This is a genomic window from Lacisediminihabitans sp. FW035 (assembly GCF_054880895.1).
This window is the reverse complement of record NZ_CM142187.1, coordinates 23,043-40,362: the sequence shown is the minus strand read 5'-3', so window position 1 is coordinate 40,362 and position 17,320 is coordinate 23,043. Positions and strand designations below refer to the sequence as shown.

18 protein-coding genes, 1 tRNA gene and 1 pseudogene are annotated in these 17,320 nt (G+C 66.9%); 10 read left to right on the top strand and 10 right to left on the bottom strand.

Annotation, left to right across the window (positions count from 1 at the left end; translation table 11 throughout):
• Window positions 1-160: 160 nt before the first annotated feature.
• Genes ACVXZ4_RS00210 through ACVXZ4_RS00200 form a run of 3 tightly spaced genes read right to left on the bottom strand, consistent with a single transcriptional unit; the run spans window position 161 to window position 2,771 of the window.
• Window positions 161-1,183, bottom strand: coding sequence for an NAD(P)/FAD-dependent oxidoreductase (locus ACVXZ4_RS00210; RefSeq protein ID WP_461796247.1), 1,023 nt, complete (start codon window positions 1,181-1,183; stop codon window positions 161-163).
• A 2-nt stretch (window positions 1,184-1,185) separates the two neighbouring features.
• Entirely contained in the window at window positions 1,186-1,707 is a 522-nt protein-coding gene (locus tag ACVXZ4_RS00205) for an isoprenylcysteine carboxyl methyltransferase family protein (protein WP_461796246.1), read from the bottom strand.
• Window positions 1,704-2,771 (bottom strand): type III polyketide synthase, encoded by a 1,068-nt coding sequence (locus ACVXZ4_RS00200; protein ID WP_461796245.1) that lies wholly within the window; start codon window positions 2,769-2,771, stop codon window positions 1,704-1,706. Before ACVXZ4_RS00200 ends, ACVXZ4_RS00205 begins: the two co-directional genes overlap by 4 nt.
• 89 nt (window positions 2,772-2,860) lie before the next feature.
• On the opposite strand from ACVXZ4_RS00200, the gene ACVXZ4_RS00195 reads away from it, so the two are divergent.
• From ACVXZ4_RS00195 to ACVXZ4_RS00180, 4 genes are all read left to right on the top strand, one after another.
• Complete coding sequence (locus ACVXZ4_RS00195; protein WP_461796244.1) at window positions 2,861-3,784, top strand: EamA family transporter; 924 nt, start codon at window positions 2,861-2,863, stop codon at window positions 3,782-3,784.
• A 117-nt stretch (window positions 3,785-3,901) separates the two neighbouring features.
• Window positions 3,902-6,172 carry a transglycosylase domain-containing protein gene (locus ACVXZ4_RS00190; protein WP_461796243.1) on the top strand — a complete coding sequence of 757 codons (2,271 nt, stop codon included), beginning with the start codon at window positions 3,902-3,904 and terminating at the stop codon, window positions 6,170-6,172.
• A 151-nt stretch (window positions 6,173-6,323) separates the two neighbouring features.
• Window positions 6,324-7,478, top strand: coding sequence for a CaiB/BaiF CoA transferase family protein (locus ACVXZ4_RS00185; RefSeq protein ID WP_461798026.1), 1,155 nt, complete (start codon window positions 6,324-6,326; stop codon window positions 7,476-7,478).
• A 56-nt stretch (window positions 7,479-7,534) separates the two neighbouring features.
• The gene (locus ACVXZ4_RS00180; RefSeq protein WP_461796242.1) at window positions 7,535-8,695 is read left to right on the top strand and encodes an acyl-CoA dehydrogenase family protein; all 1,161 of its coding nucleotides are present in this window, start codon (window positions 7,535-7,537) and stop codon (window positions 8,693-8,695) included.
• Window positions 8,696-8,713: 18 nt separating this feature from the next.
• Here the strand turns inward: ACVXZ4_RS00180 and ACVXZ4_RS00175 are convergent, their stop codons facing one another.
• The 4 genes from ACVXZ4_RS00175 to ACVXZ4_RS00160 all read right to left on the bottom strand — a co-directional run bounded on the left by ACVXZ4_RS00175 (window position 8,714) and on the right by ACVXZ4_RS00160 (window position 10,411).
• Entirely contained in the window at window positions 8,714-9,064 is a 351-nt protein-coding gene (locus tag ACVXZ4_RS00175) for a hypothetical protein (RefSeq protein ID WP_461796241.1), read from the bottom strand.
• Window positions 9,065-9,155: 91 nt separating this feature from the next.
• On the bottom strand, window positions 9,156-9,521 hold the full coding sequence (locus ACVXZ4_RS00170; RefSeq protein ID WP_461796240.1) for a VOC family protein: 366 nt from the start codon (window positions 9,519-9,521) through the stop codon (window positions 9,156-9,158).
• A 39-nt stretch (window positions 9,522-9,560) separates the two neighbouring features.
• Window positions 9,561-10,202: an N-acyl homoserine lactonase family protein gene (locus tag ACVXZ4_RS00165; RefSeq protein ID WP_461796239.1), complete on the bottom strand. Its 642-nt coding sequence runs from the start codon at window positions 10,200-10,202 to the stop codon at window positions 9,561-9,563.
• The gene (locus tag ACVXZ4_RS00160; RefSeq protein ID WP_461796238.1) at window positions 10,199-10,411 is read right to left on the bottom strand and encodes a hypothetical protein; all 213 of its coding nucleotides are present in this window, start codon (window positions 10,409-10,411) and stop codon (window positions 10,199-10,201) included. Before ACVXZ4_RS00160 ends, ACVXZ4_RS00165 begins: the two co-directional genes overlap by 4 nt.
• 165 nt (window positions 10,412-10,576) lie before the next feature.
• Between ACVXZ4_RS00160 and ACVXZ4_RS00155 the strand changes: the two genes are divergently transcribed.
• The 3 genes and pseudogenes from ACVXZ4_RS00155 (at window position 10,577) to ACVXZ4_RS00145 (ending at window position 12,194) form a co-directional block, all read left to right on the top strand.
• Window positions 10,577-11,227 carry a VOC family protein gene (locus ACVXZ4_RS00155; RefSeq protein ID WP_461796237.1) on the top strand — a complete coding sequence of 217 codons (651 nt, stop codon included), beginning with the start codon at window positions 10,577-10,579 and terminating at the stop codon, window positions 11,225-11,227.
• A gap of 39 nt (window positions 11,228-11,266) precedes the next feature.
• Window positions 11,267-11,973, top strand: a pseudogene (locus ACVXZ4_RS00150) (Type 1 glutamine amidotransferase-like domain-containing protein).
• Window positions 11,974-11,978: 5 nt separating this feature from the next.
• Window positions 11,979-12,194, top strand: a complete 216-nt coding sequence (locus tag ACVXZ4_RS00145; RefSeq protein WP_461796236.1) for a hypothetical protein — start codon at window positions 11,979-11,981, stop codon at window positions 12,192-12,194.
• 27 nt (window positions 12,195-12,221) lie between these two features.
• Here ACVXZ4_RS00145 and ACVXZ4_RS00140 read toward each other — a convergent pair whose 3' ends face one another.
• Window positions 12,222-13,592: an NAD-dependent succinate-semialdehyde dehydrogenase gene (locus tag ACVXZ4_RS00140; RefSeq protein ID WP_461796235.1), complete on the bottom strand. Its 1,371-nt coding sequence runs from the start codon at window positions 13,590-13,592 to the stop codon at window positions 12,222-12,224.
• Window positions 13,593-13,746: 154 nt separating this feature from the next.
• Between ACVXZ4_RS00140 and ACVXZ4_RS00135 the strand changes: the two genes are divergently transcribed.
• The gene (locus tag ACVXZ4_RS00135; protein WP_461796234.1) at window positions 13,747-14,778 is read left to right on the top strand and encodes an aldo/keto reductase; all 1,032 of its coding nucleotides are present in this window, start codon (window positions 13,747-13,749) and stop codon (window positions 14,776-14,778) included.
• A gap of 110 nt (window positions 14,779-14,888) precedes the next feature.
• On the opposite strand, the gene ACVXZ4_RS00130 is transcribed toward ACVXZ4_RS00135, so the two are convergent.
• The gene (locus ACVXZ4_RS00130; protein ID WP_461796233.1) at window positions 14,889-15,722 is read right to left on the bottom strand and encodes a hypothetical protein; all 834 of its coding nucleotides are present in this window, start codon (window positions 15,720-15,722) and stop codon (window positions 14,889-14,891) included.
• Window positions 15,723-15,814: 92 nt separating this feature from the next.
• Window positions 15,815-15,898: transfer RNA gene (locus tag ACVXZ4_RS00125), tRNA-Leu, on the bottom strand.
• Window positions 15,899-16,025: 127 nt separating this feature from the next.
• Here ACVXZ4_RS00125 and ACVXZ4_RS00120 point away from each other — a divergent pair.
• Window positions 16,026-16,751: an FhaA domain-containing protein gene (locus tag ACVXZ4_RS00120; protein ID WP_461796232.1), complete on the top strand. Its 726-nt coding sequence runs from the start codon at window positions 16,026-16,028 to the stop codon at window positions 16,749-16,751.
• Window positions 16,748-17,317 (top strand): FHA domain-containing protein FhaB/FipA, encoded by a 570-nt coding sequence (locus ACVXZ4_RS00115; protein ID WP_461796231.1) that lies wholly within the window; start codon window positions 16,748-16,750, stop codon window positions 17,315-17,317. Before ACVXZ4_RS00120 ends, ACVXZ4_RS00115 begins: the two co-directional genes overlap by 4 nt.
• The last annotated feature ends 3 nt before the right edge of the window (window positions 17,318-17,320 follow it).

Here is a 17,320-nt window from a genome sequence, read left to right as displayed (position 1 = left end):
CTGCCTGCCTGCCTGCCTGCCTGCCACGCTAATGCGGGCGAAAGCGGTCATTGCGGGTCGGCGCGCTGGCCCCATCGGTCCGTGAACGCCCCGTTTCCGACATTGCTGCCCGGGATCGACGCAGGAGCGGGTGGCCCACTGTCCAGGCTTCGTCCGTCCTCTATCGCGCCAGCCGCTCCACTACGGCGCCGAACACCCTGGGGAGAGCGGATGCCGCGGGCACGATCGCCCCGCGCGCGGGCGAGTTCGCCGCCGCCACTAGCCCGGCCGTGAGCAGGCGGAAGTCCCGGGTGCGCCGCATCCACTCCCGCTCGTAGGCCCGCGGCTCGTCGCGGGCGATGCTCGCGATCGCGACCTCCGCCTGCGCGAGACCCACCCGGATACCCTCGCCGGTGATGGCATCGACGTAACCGGAGGCATCGCCCACGAGCAGTATCCGGCCCTCTGACCGGCGGGTCGTGCGCTGGCGAAACGGGCCGGCGCCGCGCAACGCGCTCGCCGGCTCGGCGCCTCTCACCAACGACGCCAGAGCGGGGATGCCCGCCAAAGCTCCCTCGAAGTCGAGCTTCTGCCGGCCGAGCATCGCGATTCCCACCACACCACCGCCCACGGGGGTGACGTAGGCCTCGACGGTCGGCGTCCAATAGACCTCGATCAGGTCGGTCTGCGGCTCGACGTGGAAGTGTCGCCGCACTCCGTACCGCCGACTCCGCGCGGCGACCGGTCGCTCGAGCCCAGTCAGCCGGCGAACCGTGGAGTGCAGTCCGTCCGCGGCCACGAGATATCGAGCCCGGATGCCGGCAGCTGTCACCGACTGTGAGTCCTGTTCGAGGGCATCCACTTTGCCTCTCACCACGTCCACACCGAGGGATCGCGCCCGCTCGGCGAGCGCATCGTGTAGCGCCGTGCGCCGCACCCCGCGGCCCTCGCCGGTTGCGAAATAATGATCGACGCGACGACCGGGGGAGCGGTAGCTCACCCCGCGGAGAGTGAACCCGGGAGGATCGACACCGAGTCGCGCGAGGGCGGGCACCGCGCCCGGCATCAGCCCTTCGCCGCAGGCCTTGTCGGCATCACCCTTGCGCTGCTCGACGACGATCGCGGTCAATCCACGCAGCCGGGCCTCGATCGCCGTCGCGAGGCCGACGGGACCGCCCCCGACCACCAGCACGTCGACATCCATTCTCAGGCCACCGCGTCCAGGGTCTTGAGCGCCCTCTCCTCCGTGGGGATGCGGAATCCGAATAGCAGGATCGCATTCAGCACCGTGAACACCAGCGCCGTGACCCACGCGGTGTGCACGAGCGGCAGCGCGATGCCTTCGGTGATAACGACGACGTAGTTGGGATGCGTGAGGAAGCGATACGGCCCGCCGGTGACACGGCCGAGACCCGGAATCACGATCACTCGCGCATTCCACTGCCGGCCAAGGGTGCCGATGCACCAGTAGCGCAGAGCCTGGCAGGCGAGCGCGATCGCGAGCATCGGCCAGCCCAGCCACGGCAGGAAGGGCCGATCGGTGAAGAACACCTCGGCGAGGCAGGCGAGAAGCATGCCCGTGTGAAGCACCACCATGAACGGGTAGTGGCCCTGGCCGTATTCCCGGCCACCGCGCGCAAAGGCCCACGCGGCATGCCGGTTCGAGAGCACGACCTCAACTATGCGTTCTGCACCCGTGGCGAGGATGAGCACGGTGAACCAGATCACGATGGCCACCTCAGCAGCACCAGCTCCGCGCTGACTCCCGGGCCGAGGGCGAAGAGCGCGCCGTGCGATCCAGGTAGGTGCACGGCCGCAAGCTCCTCGGCGAGGATGTGCAGCACCGAGACGGATGAGAGGTTGCCGACGGCCGCAAGGGAGCGCCAACTGTTGTCGAACACCCCGTCCGTGAGCCCGAGTGACGACTGGAACTGCTCGAGCACCCGCGGCCCGCCGGGATGGGCGATCCAGGTGTCGATGTCGTCGATGTCGAGGTCGTTGTCGCCGAGGAAGCCGGTGACGTCCCGCCCGAAGTTGGCCTCGATCACGTCTGACACCTGGGCGGTGAGGATGATGCGGAATCCGGTCTCACTTGCGGTGAATCCGATCACGGACTCGGTGTCGGGGTAGAGCGCGCTTCGGGTGTCCACGACGTCGGGCCCGGTGGCGGGCATCCGCTTCGCTCGCTCGTCGCCGACCATGATCACGGCTGCGGAGCCGTCGCCGAACAGGCCGGTGGCCACGAGGTTCGCGGTGGAATCGTCGTCACGCTGGAAGGTGAGCGAGCAGAGCTCGACCGCGATGAGCACGGCCACCCCCTCGGGGTGCCCGGCGAGGTAGTCGGCGACCCGCGCGATGCCCGCCGCCCCGGCCACGCATCCGAGCCCGTACATCGGCACCCTCTTCACATCGGATCGCAGCCCGAGGCGGGTGACGAGGATGGCGTCGATCGAGGGGGCGGAGATGCCCGTCACGGAGGTGAACATGAGGTAGTCGACGTCGTGCGGGTCGAGCCCGGCGAGGGCGAGGGCATCCCTCAGGGCACGCTCGGCGAGATCGGCCGCGACCTCGATGAACATGTCATTCGACTGGGTGAATGTGCTGGCGTCGCGATAGCGCTCGATCGGCATGACGAGATGACGGGTCTCGACATGGCTGCCGGAATGGAGCCGACGCAGCACCGCCTGCTTCTTCGAATCCGCGGTGACCATCGGCGCGATCATGTCCGTGATGTCGGACTGCGCGTACACGTTGTCCGGCAGCGCGGGGGCGACGGCGACTATTCGGGCCATTCGGCGACGCTAACACTGTTGGGTGCCAGTTCGGCCGTCGGCTGAGGGGCTTGACTATTCGCCGTCGCTGATGCCCCTAGCGTTGAACCATGACCGCCACACCCCCCGCACCCCGCCCGGCGTCACGTCCGGTGGGTGCCGTCGGGCTCGTGGCGATCGGACTCATCTGCCAAGAGGTCGGAGCGTCCTTCGCGGTGCTGCTCTTCCCGTCGGTGGGTGCAATCGGCATGGTCTCCCTTCGGCTGGCGTTCTCGGCGATCGTGCTGCTCGCCGTCGCCCGGCCCCGGCTTCGCGGTCACAGTCGAAACGACTGGTTCACCGTCATCGCCTTCGGCATCGCGCTCGCCCTGATGAACGCACTGTTCTACGAGGCACTCGCCCGGGTGCCGCTCGGGGCCACCATCACCATCGAGGTTCTCGGACCCCTCGTGCTCTCTGTCGTGATCAGCCGCCGGGCATCGAGCTGGCTCTGGGCGGTACTCGCCTTCGCCGGGGTCGTGATCCTCAGCCAGGGCAGCTTCGGTGATTTGGATCCGGTGGGCGTCGCCTTCGCGTTCGGTGCAGCGACGATGTGGGCGGGGTACATCCTGCTCTCCGCCCGCACCGGGTCGCGGTTCGCCCGGCTCGACGGGCTCGCGCTCGCGATGACGATCGGAGCAGTGATCACGGTGCCGTTCGGTATAGGCAGTGCCGGCCCAGTGATCTTCCAGCCCGGGATCCTCCTGCTCGGGGCGGCCGTCGCGCTGCTGTCTTCGACCATCCCGTACACCTTGGAACTCGTCGCCCTTCGCCGGCTGCCTTCGGCGACCTTCTCGATCCTGATGAGTCTTTCCCCAGCGATCGCGACGACCGCCGGTTTCCTCATCCTTGGCCAGACCTTCACCTGGGTAGCCTTCGTGGCGATCGGCCTCGTCATCGCCGCCAGCATCGGAGCGGTGCTCTCGGCGACACGGGTCGCTCACCCCGGCGAACCGGGAACGTCCGAGACCGGCCTCGCCGAACCGCTGAGCTGAGCCGGACCGCTCAGCAGCACAGGGCGCCGATCGCTCGTGTTGTCCCAGCCCGGCGTTCGTTCAGGGTCGTCGGGTTAGTCTGGGAGACCCCGCGACCGCTGAATCGAGAGGGTGATCGTGTCTGAAGCGAAGCCCACCAGCCTGTTGCGCTCCATCCTCGGCCTCCTGGGATTCAGCGCGCTTGCTGCCGTTCTCGTCGTCACGCTCGCCGCCCCCGCGATCGTCGCCACGAGCCAGGTCACCAATAGTGCCGTCGGGCTGTTCGAGAATCTGCCGGACTACATCAAGATCGGCGCCCAGTCCCAGCGCAACATCCTCTACGGGCTCCGCGGCGGGGAGCAGGTGCCGTTCGCGCAGGTCTACGACCAGAATCGCCAGGAAGTGGCGTGGGATGCGGTGTCGCCGTTCGCGAAGGACGCCCTCGTCGCCGCGGAAGACGTGCGCTTCTACGACCATGGCGGGGTCGACCTCGCGGGCATCGCCCGGGCCGCGGTGAACAACCTGACCGGAAACGACCTCCAGGGCGCGTCGAGCATCGAACAGCAGCTGGTGAAGCAGCTGGCCATCCAGGATGCCGTCGCCACGATCAGCGATCCGAAGAAGCTCGCGGCAGCGAAAGCGAAGGCGCAGGCCAACACCCTCGACCGCAAGCTCAAAGAAGCCAAGCTCGCCATCGGGCTCGAGAAGAACTACACGAAGCACCAGATCCTGCTCGCGTACCTCAACATCGCCGGGTTCGGTGGCAACACCTACGGGATCGAAGCGGCAGCAGAGCAGTACTACTCGACGACGGCCGCCAACCTCACGCTGGCCCAGGCTGCGAGCCTCATTGCGGTGGTGCAGCAGCCGTCGCTTCGTAACCCGGGCTCGTCCGACAACTGGGAGCGCAACAAGTCCCGGCGCGATGTGATCCTCGCAACCATGCTCGACGAGAAGATGATCACCGCCGTGCAGTACACCGAGGCCATCGGCACCCCGGTCGATGCGACGACGGTGAAGATCAGCCCTGCGACCAACGGATGCTCCTATGCCTCCGCGGCGAAGGCCTTCTGTGACTACGTGATCAAGAACGTGAAGAACCTCACCGGCCTCGGAGAGACCGAAGCCGACCGCGTGGCCGCCTGGCGCCGCGGCGGCAACGCCGTGTATACGACCATCGACCTCGACCAGCAGACGGTCGCCGAGCAGGATCTCGCACAGCGCACGCCCGCCACCGAGGGTCGATTCAATCTCGGCAGCGCGATCTCCACGGTGCAGGTCGGCACTGGGCGCATCGTGATCATGGCGCAGAACAAGGGGTTTGACGACACCGGTGAGGGGGATCCGGCCACCACCACCGCGATCAACTTCAACACCGATAAGGCGTACGGCGGGTCATCCGGATTCCCGGTCGGATCCACCTGGAAACTCTTCACGCTGATCGATTGGCTGCAAAAGGGCCACGGCATCCAGGACACGGTCAATGCCAACATCCAGACCTATCCCGCCCGGTCCAAGTCATTTCCCGCAACCTGTGATGGCGGCTACTACCCCCTGATCGAGAGCTACACGCCCAAAAACGACAGCGGAGTGAGCCAGGGTCAGATGAGCGTGCTGAGCGCCACGAAAGGCTCGGTCAATGCGGCATTCATGAACATGGCGTCGAGGCTCGACCTCTGCGACATCCGCGATACCGCCGAGTCGATGGGCGTACACAACGCCGACAATTCCGAACTCTCCCATGCGCCAGCGTCCATCCTCGGCACGAACACTCCGTCGCCGCTCACCATGGCCAACGCGTACGCGACGGTCGCCAGCGGCGGAAAGCTCTGCCAGCCGATCGCGGTGGACAAGATCGTCGGACCGGATGGCAAGGAATTGCCCGGCCAGGCCCAGAGCTGCAGCCAGGTGCTCACCCCCGAGGTTGCAGCAGCGGCCGCGTACGACCTGCAGGGACCGCTGCAGTCCGGCGGCACCGGAGCGGTCGCGAATCCTCGCGACGGAACGCCTCTCTTCGGCAAGACCGGCACGGCCGAGGCCCTGCACAGCTACATGGTCGCCTCGAGTACGCAGACCACGACGGCGGTGTGGATCGGCAACATCGTGGGCAGCCAGAACATGCGGCGCATCTCGATCGGCGGCATCCTCGCGTCCAATCTGCGCACCTATGTGATGAAGCCCGTTCTGGCGTCGCTGAATGCGAGCGCGGTCTACGGCAAGGGCGGCACGTTCACCGAGCCGACGGGAACGCTCTTGCGCAGCAACAGCTACCGAACGACGTCCCCCACGCCGACTCCCGCCCCGACCACGGGTACCGGCACCGGAACCGGGAACAACAACGGCGGTAACAACGGGAACGGCAATGGCAATGGCCCGGGCAATGGAGGGCCACCCGGCCGACGCCCCTGATCCCGCGCCGAAAGCGTGATGGTGGCGATCCCGCGCAATTGGTCCGCGGGATTGCTGGCGATCGTCTTCCTTGCGCTCTCGATAGTGGCATTTGTCTTCTACGGCAGGGCCGCGGCGGCCGCCCGGCGGGAGTAACGTCGCACCGGTGACCATGACGACACCGGCGGGACCGCTCGCCGGCATACTCGTCGCCGATTTCTCCCGGGTCCTCGCCGGTCCGCTTGCCACCATGACCCTCGCCGATCTCGGCGCCCGCGTCATCAAGGTGGAGCGACCGGATGTCGGCGATGACACCCGCTCGTGGGCTCCACCCTCTTCCGCGACGGGCTCCACCTACTTCGAGAGCGTCAATCGCAACAAGGAGTCGGTCTGTCTCGACCTCGCCGAGGCCGGCGACCTCGTGCTCGCCCGGGAGTTGATCGCCCGTGCCGACGTGGTCGTCGAGAACTTCAAGCCCGGGGGTATGGAGGGGCTCGGCCTCGGCTATGACGACGCCCGGGCGACGAATCCGGGTGTCGTGTACGCCTCCATCACCGGCTTCGGCAGCGCCGGTGGAAGTGGGCTGCTCGGCTACGACTTCGTCGTGCAGGCGGTCGGCGGGTTGATGAGCATCACCGGGGAGGTCCACGGCCCGGCGCTCAAGGCCGGCGTCGCCCTCGTCGACGTGCTCACCGCGAAGGATGCCGTGGCCGGCATCCTCGCGGCGCTCCTGCAGCGCCAGACGACCGGCGTCGGCGCGCGGCTCGAGCTGAACCTTCTTTCGAGCCTGCAGGGCTCACTCGCCAATCAGGCGCAGGCCTACCTCGGCGCCGGGGTGGTTCCGGGGCGCCTCGGCAACACGCATCCGTCCATCGCCCCCTATGAGACCCTCGAGTGCGCCGACGGTCCGATCGCCGTCGCGTGCGGCAACGACGGCCAGTTCCGGCGACTGGCCGCCGTGATCGGCAGCCCGCTGTTGGCGGATGACCCGCGATTCGGCGAAAATTCCCTGCGCGTCGCGAATCGGGCCGCGCTCGTGCCGCTCCTCGAGGAGCGGCTGCGAGAGCACGGTGCTTCCGAATGGCAGCGCCGACTGACCGCGGCGGGGGTTCCCGCCGGGCGCGTCGGAACGATCGCCGACGGGCTCGAACTCGCCGAATCACTCGGGCTCGAGCCCACGATCGAGGTGTTCGACGCTACCGGGGTCGCCGTCGGCTCGCAGGTGCGGCATCCGATCACCTGGACCCCACCGATCACCCGACGCAATTCCGCACCGCCGCTGCTGGGGGAGCAGGATGCCGCGGTGCGCGAGTGGCTCGCACACTGAGCGATTGCGCACGACGGGCTGGTACCGTGCGAGAGACCCCGACCGAAGGAAGCCCCGTGCCCGATACCTCCGACCTCATCGACGTCGATTCGCTGCTCAGCGACTCGGAGCTCGAGTTGCGAGCCACGGTGCGCGGCTTCGTCGAAGCGGAGATCAAGCCGCACATCGCGGGCTGGTACGACGCCGCCGTTTTCCCCACCCAGATCATCCCGCGTCTCGCCGAGCTCGGGCTGCTCGGGATGCACCTGAGCGGGTACGGCTGTCCTGGTCGATCCGCCGTGGAATACGGCATCGCAGCCCTCGAGCTCGAGGCCGGCGATTCGGGGCTGCGCACCTTCGTGAGCGTGCAGGGCTCACTCGCGATGACGGCGATCCACCGTCACGGCTCAGAGGAGCAGAAGCAGGAGTGGCTGCCACGGATGGCTGCGGGCACGGCCATCGGATGCTTCGGGCTCACCGAACCCACGGCCGGCTCCGATCCCGGGAGCATGACGACCTTCGCCAGACGCGACGGGGACGACTGGGTGATCAGCGGCACCAAACGTTGGATCGGGCTCGCCTCTATCGCCGACATCGCCGTCATCTGGGCGATGACCGATGACGGCATCCGCGGCTTCCTCGTGCCCACCGGCACCGCCGGCTTCACGGCGACCGTCATCCCGCAGAAGCTGTCGATGCGCGCCTCGATCCAGTGCGAGATCGACCTCGCCGAGGTACGCCTGCCGTCGTCGGCGATGCTGCCGAAGGCGAAGGGGCTGCGTGGTCCCTTCGAGTGCCTGAACGAGGCCCGCTACGGCATCATTTGGGGAGTGATGGGTGCCGCGCGGGACAGCTATCTCGCGGCCCTCGACTATTCGAAGCAGCGCCTGCAGTTCGGCAAGCCGCTCGCCGGGTACCAGCTCACGCAGGAGAAGCTCGTGAACATGGCTCTCGAGATCAACAAGGGCACGCTGCTCGCGCTACAACTCGGACGGCTCAAGGACGCCGGTGCCCTGCAGCCGCACCAGATCTCGATCGGCAAGCTCAACAACTGCCGCGAAGCCATCCAGATCGCCCGGGATGCCCGCGCCATGCTCGGCGGCAACGGCATCACTCTCGACTATTCGCCGCTCCGCCACGCCAACAACCTGGAGAGCGTGCGCACCTACGAGGGCACCGATGAGGTGCACACCCTCGTCATCGGCAACCACATCACGGGCATCCCGGCCTTCCGCTGACGGTCGCAGGGCTCGTTTTCAGCGAGCCGGCCCGAGGAGCACCGCGAACATGGCCGTCGCTCCGCCGATGATGAACAGCATGGTCCCCAGCTGCATGGTGCGGGTCTTGTTCCGGTCCGCTGTCGGAACGTCGACTTCGAGGATCGGGCATCCCGACCATCCGATCAGGCCGATGGACAGCGTGACCAGCGCTGCGCCGATCCACCACATCACCTCAAGGTCTTCTGGCAGCACGGCCGGACGCCACCCGGATCCGAGGAGTAGTCCGAGCGTCACGGCCGAGGACCCGACCGCAACCGAGAACCAGGCGGTGCCGGTCCACATGATGCGTTTGACATTGTTTTCGGGAGTCATGAGTTCGTGCGTCACCGTTTCATCCTCATCCCGAAACGCACTTTTGGGTACGCCTTGACGCGCGGGCAATTCGGGTCAATAGGCTCGACCGAACGATTCGACGCCGTCAATCCTCGGGTGTGATGAGGCAGAAGGGATGCCCGGCGGGGTCGAGATAGACCCGGAACGTGGGCGAATCCGAACCCGCTTTTGTCGCACCGAGTGCGAGCACCGCGGGTTCGGCGACCTCGAAGTCGTCGATCTTCACGTCGAGATGCAGCTGCTGGCCGACATCCTGACCGGGCCACCGTGGTGGCCGGTAGTCCTCGGCGAGCTGGAATGCGATGAGCGGGCGCGAACTGCCGGGCGGCACGAGCTCGGCCCGATCGGGGTCGTACTGGACGATCTCCGCGCCGAGGAGTTCGGAATAGAACCGGGCGAGAACGCGAGGGTCAGGGCAATCGAAGATGATCGCTTCGAGGGTTCCGATCATGGTCCCACCGTATGCCCGGGAGGGAAGGTGCGCCATCGTTCATCGCTCGCGAGATCCGTCAGCCGCTGGCGGCCGCCACGGCTCGTGCGTGTGGGCGAGCCAGACCAGGTCCGGCTCGAGTGCACGAATCTTGAGCTGGCCCTCGGTGCGCGGCTCGTCGAGCTCGCCGAACCATACCGCGGCGTCGCCACAGATCACGAGCGGACTCCCGCCGGTCTCGACGACGACGACCTGCGAGCCGCGGGTGTGACCCGGCGCCGGAACGAGCCGGATTCCCGGAAGCAGCTCGAACTCGCCGTCGACCGGCACATACTGCACACCGGGCGCATCGACCCACTCACGAATCGTGTAGTCGTTCTCGGTGCGGGCATCCTCGAGCTCCTGGCGCTGCACGTAGATCGGTGTGCCGGCGAAGAGTCGATTGCCGCCACAGTGGTCGAAGTGCAGGTGGGTGTTCACGACGAAGTCGATGCCGGAGAGGTCGAAATCCTGCTCGCTCAGTGGGCGGATGCGGGGTTCCATGTCGGCCACCGCCGAGTGCAGCTCGGTCATGCCGGTATCCACAAGGACGCGGCCATCCGGATGGTCGATGACATGCACGTAGACCGGCATCCGCTCGCCCTCGGCGAGGAGATCGGCGACGAAGACCGGCGTGATGGTGATCGGCGGGGCGGCGCTCATTCGGCAGCACCTTCGTCATTTGCGATGGCTTCGATCCAGTCCGTCTCTTCGTCGGAGAAAAAGAAGGTACGGTCGGCCTCCGGAGTGACCTCGCCACCGACGGCCGCGATCTGCCCCAGAATCTCGGCCGACACCGCGTCTCCGTTGTTGGCGATCAGCCACTGCTGCGCGGAGGGGTCCAACTTGGGCCACCACTCATCGATTTCCATGTGTCGACCCTGTCACTGATTCACGGCGCTCTCTAGTGCACTTTCGATCGAAGCCTCGTCGGCACGAAAAGCCTTGAGAGTGTCAGAACCCCCGACTAGGTTGGCGATGCCGCCACCCGCGCCGGGTGGGGACTCACAGTTCTTCTTCGTCCGTGAGGAGCACGAATGGTCGACTGGATCAGCGCCAGGCAGTTTCATGACGAGCCCGGCACCGCCGGCTGGCACGTTTTGTACGGCGGCGCACAGACCGTCTTCCCCACCGGGTCGTTCGCCACCGGTGTCGAGTTCATCCGCCGCATTGCCGCCCAGACAGCAGAGGTGGGGCGGGAGCCCGACATCGACCTTCGCCCGGAAGCGGTCGTGGTCCGCACCGCGGCCTCGCCGGGCGGTCGACTCGATGCCGCCGATGCCGAGCTCGCGCGCCGCGTCTCGGCGATCGCCCTCGAACTCGGTCTCACCCCTGATCCGTCGCGATTGCACACCATCCAGATCGCCATCGCTGAGGCGGAGGGCGTGACGACCCGTGACTTCTGGATCGCGGCGCTGGGATACGAATCGATCGGCGGACTCATCGTCGATCCCCTGCGGCGAGGTCCGCGGATGTGGTTCGACGAGATCGGCGCGCCGGGTCGCGGACGATCGCACATCGACGTTGCCGTGCCGAATGACCAGGCCGAGGCGCGGGTCGTCGCCATTCAGGCTGCGGGCGGCCGGTTGGCCGACGATTCGCACGCGCCGGAGTGGTGGACGATGGCGTCCCCTGAGAATCATGGCGTCGACATCGCGGCGTGGGGCGATGTGGATGACGATGCGTGACTCGCGGCGACGGAAATGGCGCTCGTCTCGGGAGGCCCTGTGAAGCTTCTCCTCACTTCGGCTGGGGTCTCGAACCCGAGCATCCAGGATGCACTGGTCGAGCTGTTGGGCAAACCGATCGCCGAGTCCATCGCGCTCTGCATCCCGACCGCTCAGTACGGCCATCCGTGGGTCGGCCCGGAGTCAAAGCCTGGGAGTTCATCTCCGGTCGATCGGAGAATCCCATGGTCGACCTGGGCTGGAAGTCCGTCGGGGTGCTGGAGCTCACCGCGCTGCCGAGCATCGACGACGAGCGGTGGAAGCCGCTCGTGCGCGAGACAGACGTGCTTCTGGTGGCTGGCGGTGATGCGCTCTACCTGAGCCACTGGATGCGGCAGTCGGGTCTGGCCGACATGCTCTCGTCGTTGAACGAGACGGTGTGGGTGGGGCTCAGCGCCGGAAGCATGGTGATGACTCCCCACATAGGCCGAGAGTTCATGGGCTGGCGACCGCCGGCCGGAGATGACAGCCCGTTGGGGGTCGTCGACTTCTCGATCTGCCCGCATCTGGCCCCGGAGGGCCTCCCCGGCAACTCGATGGCGGCGGCCGAGAAGTGGGCTGCTGGCCTAGCCAATGCGTCCTATGCAATCGACGACCAGACAGCGATCATGGTTGTCGATCACGCCGTCCGGGTCGTATCCGAAGGACACTGGCGGCACTTCCCCTTCGACGATCGGGACTCATTCCGGTCCCCGAGGGTAGGTTGAGAGACGTGAACAACAGCACCGCACGCACCGTCCTGACCGCCGTGGGCGTGATCGCCCTGCTCATCGGTGGCGTGTTCGCCGGACAGGGCCTGAACCTGATCCCGGGAAGCTTCATGACCGGCGACCGCACGTGGCTGTACATCGGCCTCGTCATCGCTGTCGTCGGCATCGTCCTGATGGTGCTCGGGCTGCGTCGATCGGGGCGCGACCGCTCGAACTAGCGAGCGAGCACGCGCCCTCCTCGACCCCTACTTCAGGATGCGGATCATCTTGCGGTTCACGAACTCCTCGATGCCGAAGCGCCCGAGTTCGCGGCCGAAGCCGCTGCGCTTGATGCCTCCGAAGGGCAGCTCCGGGCTGTCGAGCCCGACGCCGTTGACGAAGACCATTCCGGCTTCGATCTGGTCGGCCACGCGCAACACCTGCTCCGAGTCGGTGGAGAAGAGGTACGAGCCGAGCCCGAACGGGGTGTCGTTGGCCAGGGTGACCGCCGCGGCCTCGTCGGGCACGCTGTAGACGATGGCCACCGGTCCGAAGAACTCTTCGTGGTGGGCATCCATCTCGGGCGTGACGCCGGTGAGCACGACCGACGAGAAGTAGGTTCCGTCGCGATCGCCGCGGGCGACGACTGTCGCACCCTGGGCGATGGCGCGCTCCACCTGCTCGTCGAGGCGATCCGCCGCAAGGGCCGACGACAGCGGACCGAGCACCGTGCCATCCGCCATCGGGTCCGACGGGGTGGGCTCGGTGAGCTTCGCGGTGAACCGGGCGAGGAAGTCGTCATACAGGTCGGCGAGCACGACGAAGCGTTTGGCCGCATTGCAGGCCTGGCCGTTGTTGTCGATTCGGCCGGAGACGGCGGCATCGACAGTGGCATCCAGGTCATCGGTGCTGAGCAGGATGAACGGATCCGACCCTCCCAGCTCGAGCACCACCTTCTTCAGGTTGCGGCCGGCCACCTCGGCAACCGCGGCGCCGGCACGCTCGGATCCGGTAAGCGAGACACCGACAAGACGCGGATCCGCTATCAGGTCGGCGACCTGCTCGTTGGACGCGTAGATGTTGACATAGGCTCCCGCCGGGAAGCCGGCATCGTGGAAGATCTGCTCGATCGCCGCGGCCGACTCCGGGCACTGGCCCGCGTGCTTCAGCAGGATGGTGTTGCCGAGCACGAGGTTCGGGCCGGCGAAGCGTGCCACCTGGTAGTACGGGAAGTTCCACGGCATGATGCCGAGCAGCGGACCGAGGGATGACCGGCGAACGAATGCGGTCCCCTCGCCATCGAGCAGATCGATCTGCTCGTCGGCGAGGAACTTCTCGCCGTTCTCGGCGTAATAGGAGTAGATCGCTCCGCTGAAGTCGACCTCGCCGAGCGCCTGGTCCAGCGGCTTGCCCATCTCGCGCACGATGATCTCGGCGAGCGCCTCACGTCGTTCGACATGCAGCTCTCCGACGCGCTGAATCAGTGCGGTGCGCTCGGCCAGCGTGCTGGTGCGCGACCACGTGCGGTGGGCTGTGTCGGCGGACCCGAGGGCGGCATCCAGCTGGGCATCGGTGGCCGGGGGGAAGACGGGACCCTGCTCCCCGGTGGCGGGATTGGTGACGACGTACTCGCTCATTATTTTGTTGCTCCTCGATCTACGTTCGCGGCCGGCCCGTGCACCACAGCGTGCACCACCTCGGTTCAACGAAACCTCACCAGAAATCTACGGGATCGCGCCGAGTGCCGCAGCAGGGGTAGCGCCGTCCAGGATCGGGGCTACCGTCGAGAGCATGGAATATCGCACACTCGGAAACAGCGGCACCGTGGTCTCTGCCCACGCCCTCGGAACGATGACCTTCGGCGCGGAGGCCGACGAGGCCACCTCACATCTCATTCTCGACACCTTCCTCGAGGCCGGCGGCACCTTCATCGACACCGCGGACGTCTACAGCTCCGGCACCTCGGAAGAGATCATCGGCGCCTGGCTCGCCTCGCATCCCACCGAGCATGAGCAGGTGGTGATCGCCACCAAGGGACGCTTCCCGATGGGCACCGGGCCCAATGACCTCGGACTCAGCCGCCGCCATCTCGGGCGCGCGCTCGACGCATCCCTCCGCCGTCTCGGCATCGAGCAGATCGATCTGTACCAGATGCACGCGTGGGATGCCCTGACCCCGATCGAGGAGACTCTCGGATTCTTGAACGATGCGATCGCGCAGGGCAAGATCGCCTACTACGGCTTCTCCAACTACCTCGGCTGGCAGCTGACCAAGGCCGTGCACGTAGCGAAGGCGCACGGCTGGACTCCGCCCGTGACCCTGCAGCCTCAGTACAGCCTGCTGGTGCGCGACATCGAGCACGAGGTCGTGCCGGCGGCTCTCGACGCGAACATCGGCCTGTTGCCGTGGTCCCCGCTCGGCGGCGGGTGGCTCAGCGGCAAATACGCGCGCGACCAGGCGCCGACCGGCGCCACCCGCCTCGGCGAGAACCCCGAGCGCGGCATGGAGGCGTGGAAGCAGCGCAACGCCCGCGAGCAGACCTGGACCATCATCGACACAGTGAAGTCGATCGCGGATGCCCACGGCGCGAGCTCCTCGCAGGTGGCCCTCGCCTGGCTCGGCGCCCAGCCCGCCGTGACCTCGGTGATCCTCGGAGCCCGCACCGTCGCTCAGCTCACCGACAACCTCGGCGCGGTCGACCTCCGACTGGCCCCGGACGAACTCGCGAGCCTCACCGCGGCGAGCGCCCCGCGTTCCGACGACTATCCCTATGGAGTCGGCGGCCTCGCCCAGCGCAATCGCAACCTCGAGGGTGGGCGCTGAGGGCTAATTTCCCCTCTGATGCCGCCACAGTGCGCGAGGGGGCAGAAGTGGCGCCATATCCGCGATCATGCCGCCACTTTCGCCCACTCGCGGAGGGGTCGGCGCCGGGGCTACTGCCCGCAGCTTCGACCAACCCAGTCGTAGAACTCTCCCTTCACCACGGGCGAGACTGCCACCCGGAAGTACGCGTCGCGGAACTCCCCGGCCACGGCATGGAACGGGATGAGCGTGCCGATCTTGTCCTCGGAGATCACGTGCGTTCCGCACCGGGAGGGTACGAAGTCGAGGGTGAGGATGGTCGAGGCACTCGCTGCACTGAAGCTGAGGCCGAGCGGCCGCACCTCGCCCTCGGTCGGGATGAGGAGCGTAGTGCCGGTGGTGGACACGAGTGTCACGGTGCCGGCGGCGCCGGTGGGGGTGATGGTGAAATCGAGGAGCGCGAGCTCCGAACCATCCCGAGTCTCGAACCGCAGGTGCGGCGCCGGAGTGATGCTCGCGACCTTCTCGAATGCCCGCTGCCCGCAGTCCTGCGCATGCAGGGCGCCGAGGGAGTTGAACGGCACCTTCGGCGTGCTCTTCACGACGAGTGAAGAACCGCCCTTCGCGGTGACGTGGATCGTGGCGGTCGGCTTCGCGTCCGGCCCGTCGCAGACCGGTGGCGGAACCTTCGCGGGGAAATCCGTGGTCGTGCCCGCCACCAACGTGTAGGGCAGGTGCCCAGCAGTGCCGGATCCCGCGAAGAACGGGGAGGTGAAGGTGGCGTCGGTGATGACCACATCCGTCGCTCCGCGATTGCTGATCTCCACCTGAAGGCTGCGGGTCGCGTAGTCGGCGCGATTCTGGAACAGAGACACGGAGAGCTCCGGGGCCGGCTCGCTCGAGCATCCGCCCAAAAGGAGGAGCGCGGCGGCCGCGATCAGAGCCAGGACCGGTCGTGGCCTCATCGCAAGCGCTCGCTCGTCATGCCGAAAACCTATCGGATAGCAAAAAAGGGCCGACCCGGGATGCTCCCGGACCGACCCTTTCGAACCTGCTGTGCGCGAGGGGGGACTTGAACCCCCATGCCCTCACGGGCACACGGACCTGAACCGTGCGCGTCTGCCAATTTCGCCACTCGCGCAGACTTAGCGACATTACCACAGCGACGGACAAGCCTGAGTGCCGCCCGCTGACGCCCGCGTCTCAGGGCGTGCGGCTAACATCTACCTAGTTATCCACACACTACTTCTGTCAGATGAGGGAAAACATTGGGCCTGCTGGACAGCTTCGAGAAGGGTTTGGAGCGCGCCGTCAACGGGGCGTTCGCCAAGACCTTCAAGTCCGGCCTGCAGCCCATCGAGATCACGTCTGCACTGCGCCGCGAGCTCGACACCAAGGCCGCCGTCGTCGCGCGCGACCGCATCCTCGTTCCCAATAAGTTCACGGTGCGCCTCTCGGGTGTCGACTACGCCAAGATGACGGCAATCGGCCCCACACTTGTCGACGAACTCAGCCGCCTCGTCCAACAGCACGCCGCCGCCCAGCACTACCAGTTCTCCGGCGGCATCAGCATCACCCTCGCCGAAGACCCCACCCTCACCCAGGGCGTGCTCGGCATCGACTCGGTGAGCGTCAAGGGCACCGTCTCGTGGACCCCGGTGCTGGATGTCGCGGGCAAGCGCTACCCCATCACTCAGAGCCGCACGATCATCGGGCGCGGCCACGACGCCGACATCACCGTGGATGACACCGGAATCTCGCGCAAGCACGTCGAGATCCTCTGGGACGGCACCCGGGCCGAGGTCAACGACCTCGGGTCCACCAACGGCTCCCAGCTCAACGGCGCTCCCGTCCACAAAGCGCCACTCGCCCCCGATTCCGTCATCAACATCGGAAGAACCCGTATCGTGTTCCGGGTGCTCGCCCAATCAGCGTCGGTTGACCAGTTCTCCGATCTCCGTGCCGGCGACGACGGTGTCGGCGGCCGCCGATGAGTGAACTCACCCTCCTTCTCCTGCGGTTCGGCTTCCTCTTCATCCTCTGGGCGTTCGTCTTCGCCGTCGTCTACGCGCTGCGCACCGACCTGTTCGGACAGCGCGTGCGGCGGTTGCCCGCAGATGTCGCCTCCGGTGCCGTGTCCAGTGCACCGTTCGTGGCCTCTGCGGTCGCGCCGGCCGTGGTGGCTCCCGCTCCCGCCTGGGGCGGCGGATCGGCGTCCGATGCGACCGAAGCCTTCAACGTGCAGTCGAGCAGCGGCTCGTCGTCCGCGATCGCGACCCGCCTGGTGATCACCTCGGGCCCAAAGGAAGGGTTGGAGCTCAGCCTTCCCAAAGAGCCGCTCACCATCGGTCGGTCGAGCGAGAGCGGTCTCGTCATCCGGGACGATTACACCTCGACGCATCACGCGCGCCTCATGCTCTGGAGCGAGGACTGGGTGATCCAGGACCTAGACTCGACCAACGGCACGTTCCTCAACGGCACTCGGGTCACACTTCCCACACCGGTACCGCTCAACACACCGGTTCGGATCGGCACGACCAGTTTCGAACTTCGGCGGTAGGTG

Coding starts and splice junctions, on each gene's coding strand:
- ACVXZ4_RS00210 (WP_461796247.1), bottom strand. CDS start 1,183: ATGGATGTCGACGTGCTGGTGGTCGGGGGCGGTCCCGTCGGCCTCGCG.
- ACVXZ4_RS00200 (WP_461796245.1), bottom strand. CDS start 2,771: ATGGCCCGAATAGTCGCCGTCGCCCCCGCGCTGCCGGACAACGTGTAC.
- ACVXZ4_RS00195 (WP_461796244.1), top strand. CDS start 2,861: ATGACCGCCACACCCCCCGCACCCCGCCCGGCGTCACGTCCGGTGGGT.
- ACVXZ4_RS00185 (WP_461798026.1), top strand. CDS start 6,324: ATGACGACACCGGCGGGACCGCTCGCCGGCATACTCGTCGCCGATTTC.
- ACVXZ4_RS00170 (WP_461796240.1), bottom strand. CDS start 9,521: ATGATCGGAACCCTCGAAGCGATCATCTTCGATTGCCCTGACCCTCGC.
- ACVXZ4_RS00165 (WP_461796239.1), bottom strand. CDS start 10,202: ATGAGCGCCGCCCCGCCGATCACCATCACGCCGGTCTTCGTCGCCGAT.
- ACVXZ4_RS00160 (WP_461796238.1), bottom strand. CDS start 10,411: ATGGAAATCGATGAGTGGTGGCCCAAGTTGGACCCCTCCGCGCAGCAG.
- ACVXZ4_RS00155 (WP_461796237.1), top strand. CDS start 10,577: ATGGTCGACTGGATCAGCGCCAGGCAGTTTCATGACGAGCCCGGCACC.
- ACVXZ4_RS00140 (WP_461796235.1), bottom strand. CDS start 13,592: ATGAGCGAGTACGTCGTCACCAATCCCGCCACCGGGGAGCAGGGTCCC.
- ACVXZ4_RS00135 (WP_461796234.1), top strand. CDS start 13,747: ATGGAATATCGCACACTCGGAAACAGCGGCACCGTGGTCTCTGCCCAC.
- ACVXZ4_RS00130 (WP_461796233.1), bottom strand. CDS start 15,722: ATGAGGCCACGACCGGTCCTGGCTCTGATCGCGGCCGCCGCGCTCCTC.
- ACVXZ4_RS00115 (WP_461796231.1), top strand. CDS start 16,748: ATGAGTGAACTCACCCTCCTTCTCCTGCGGTTCGGCTTCCTCTTCATC.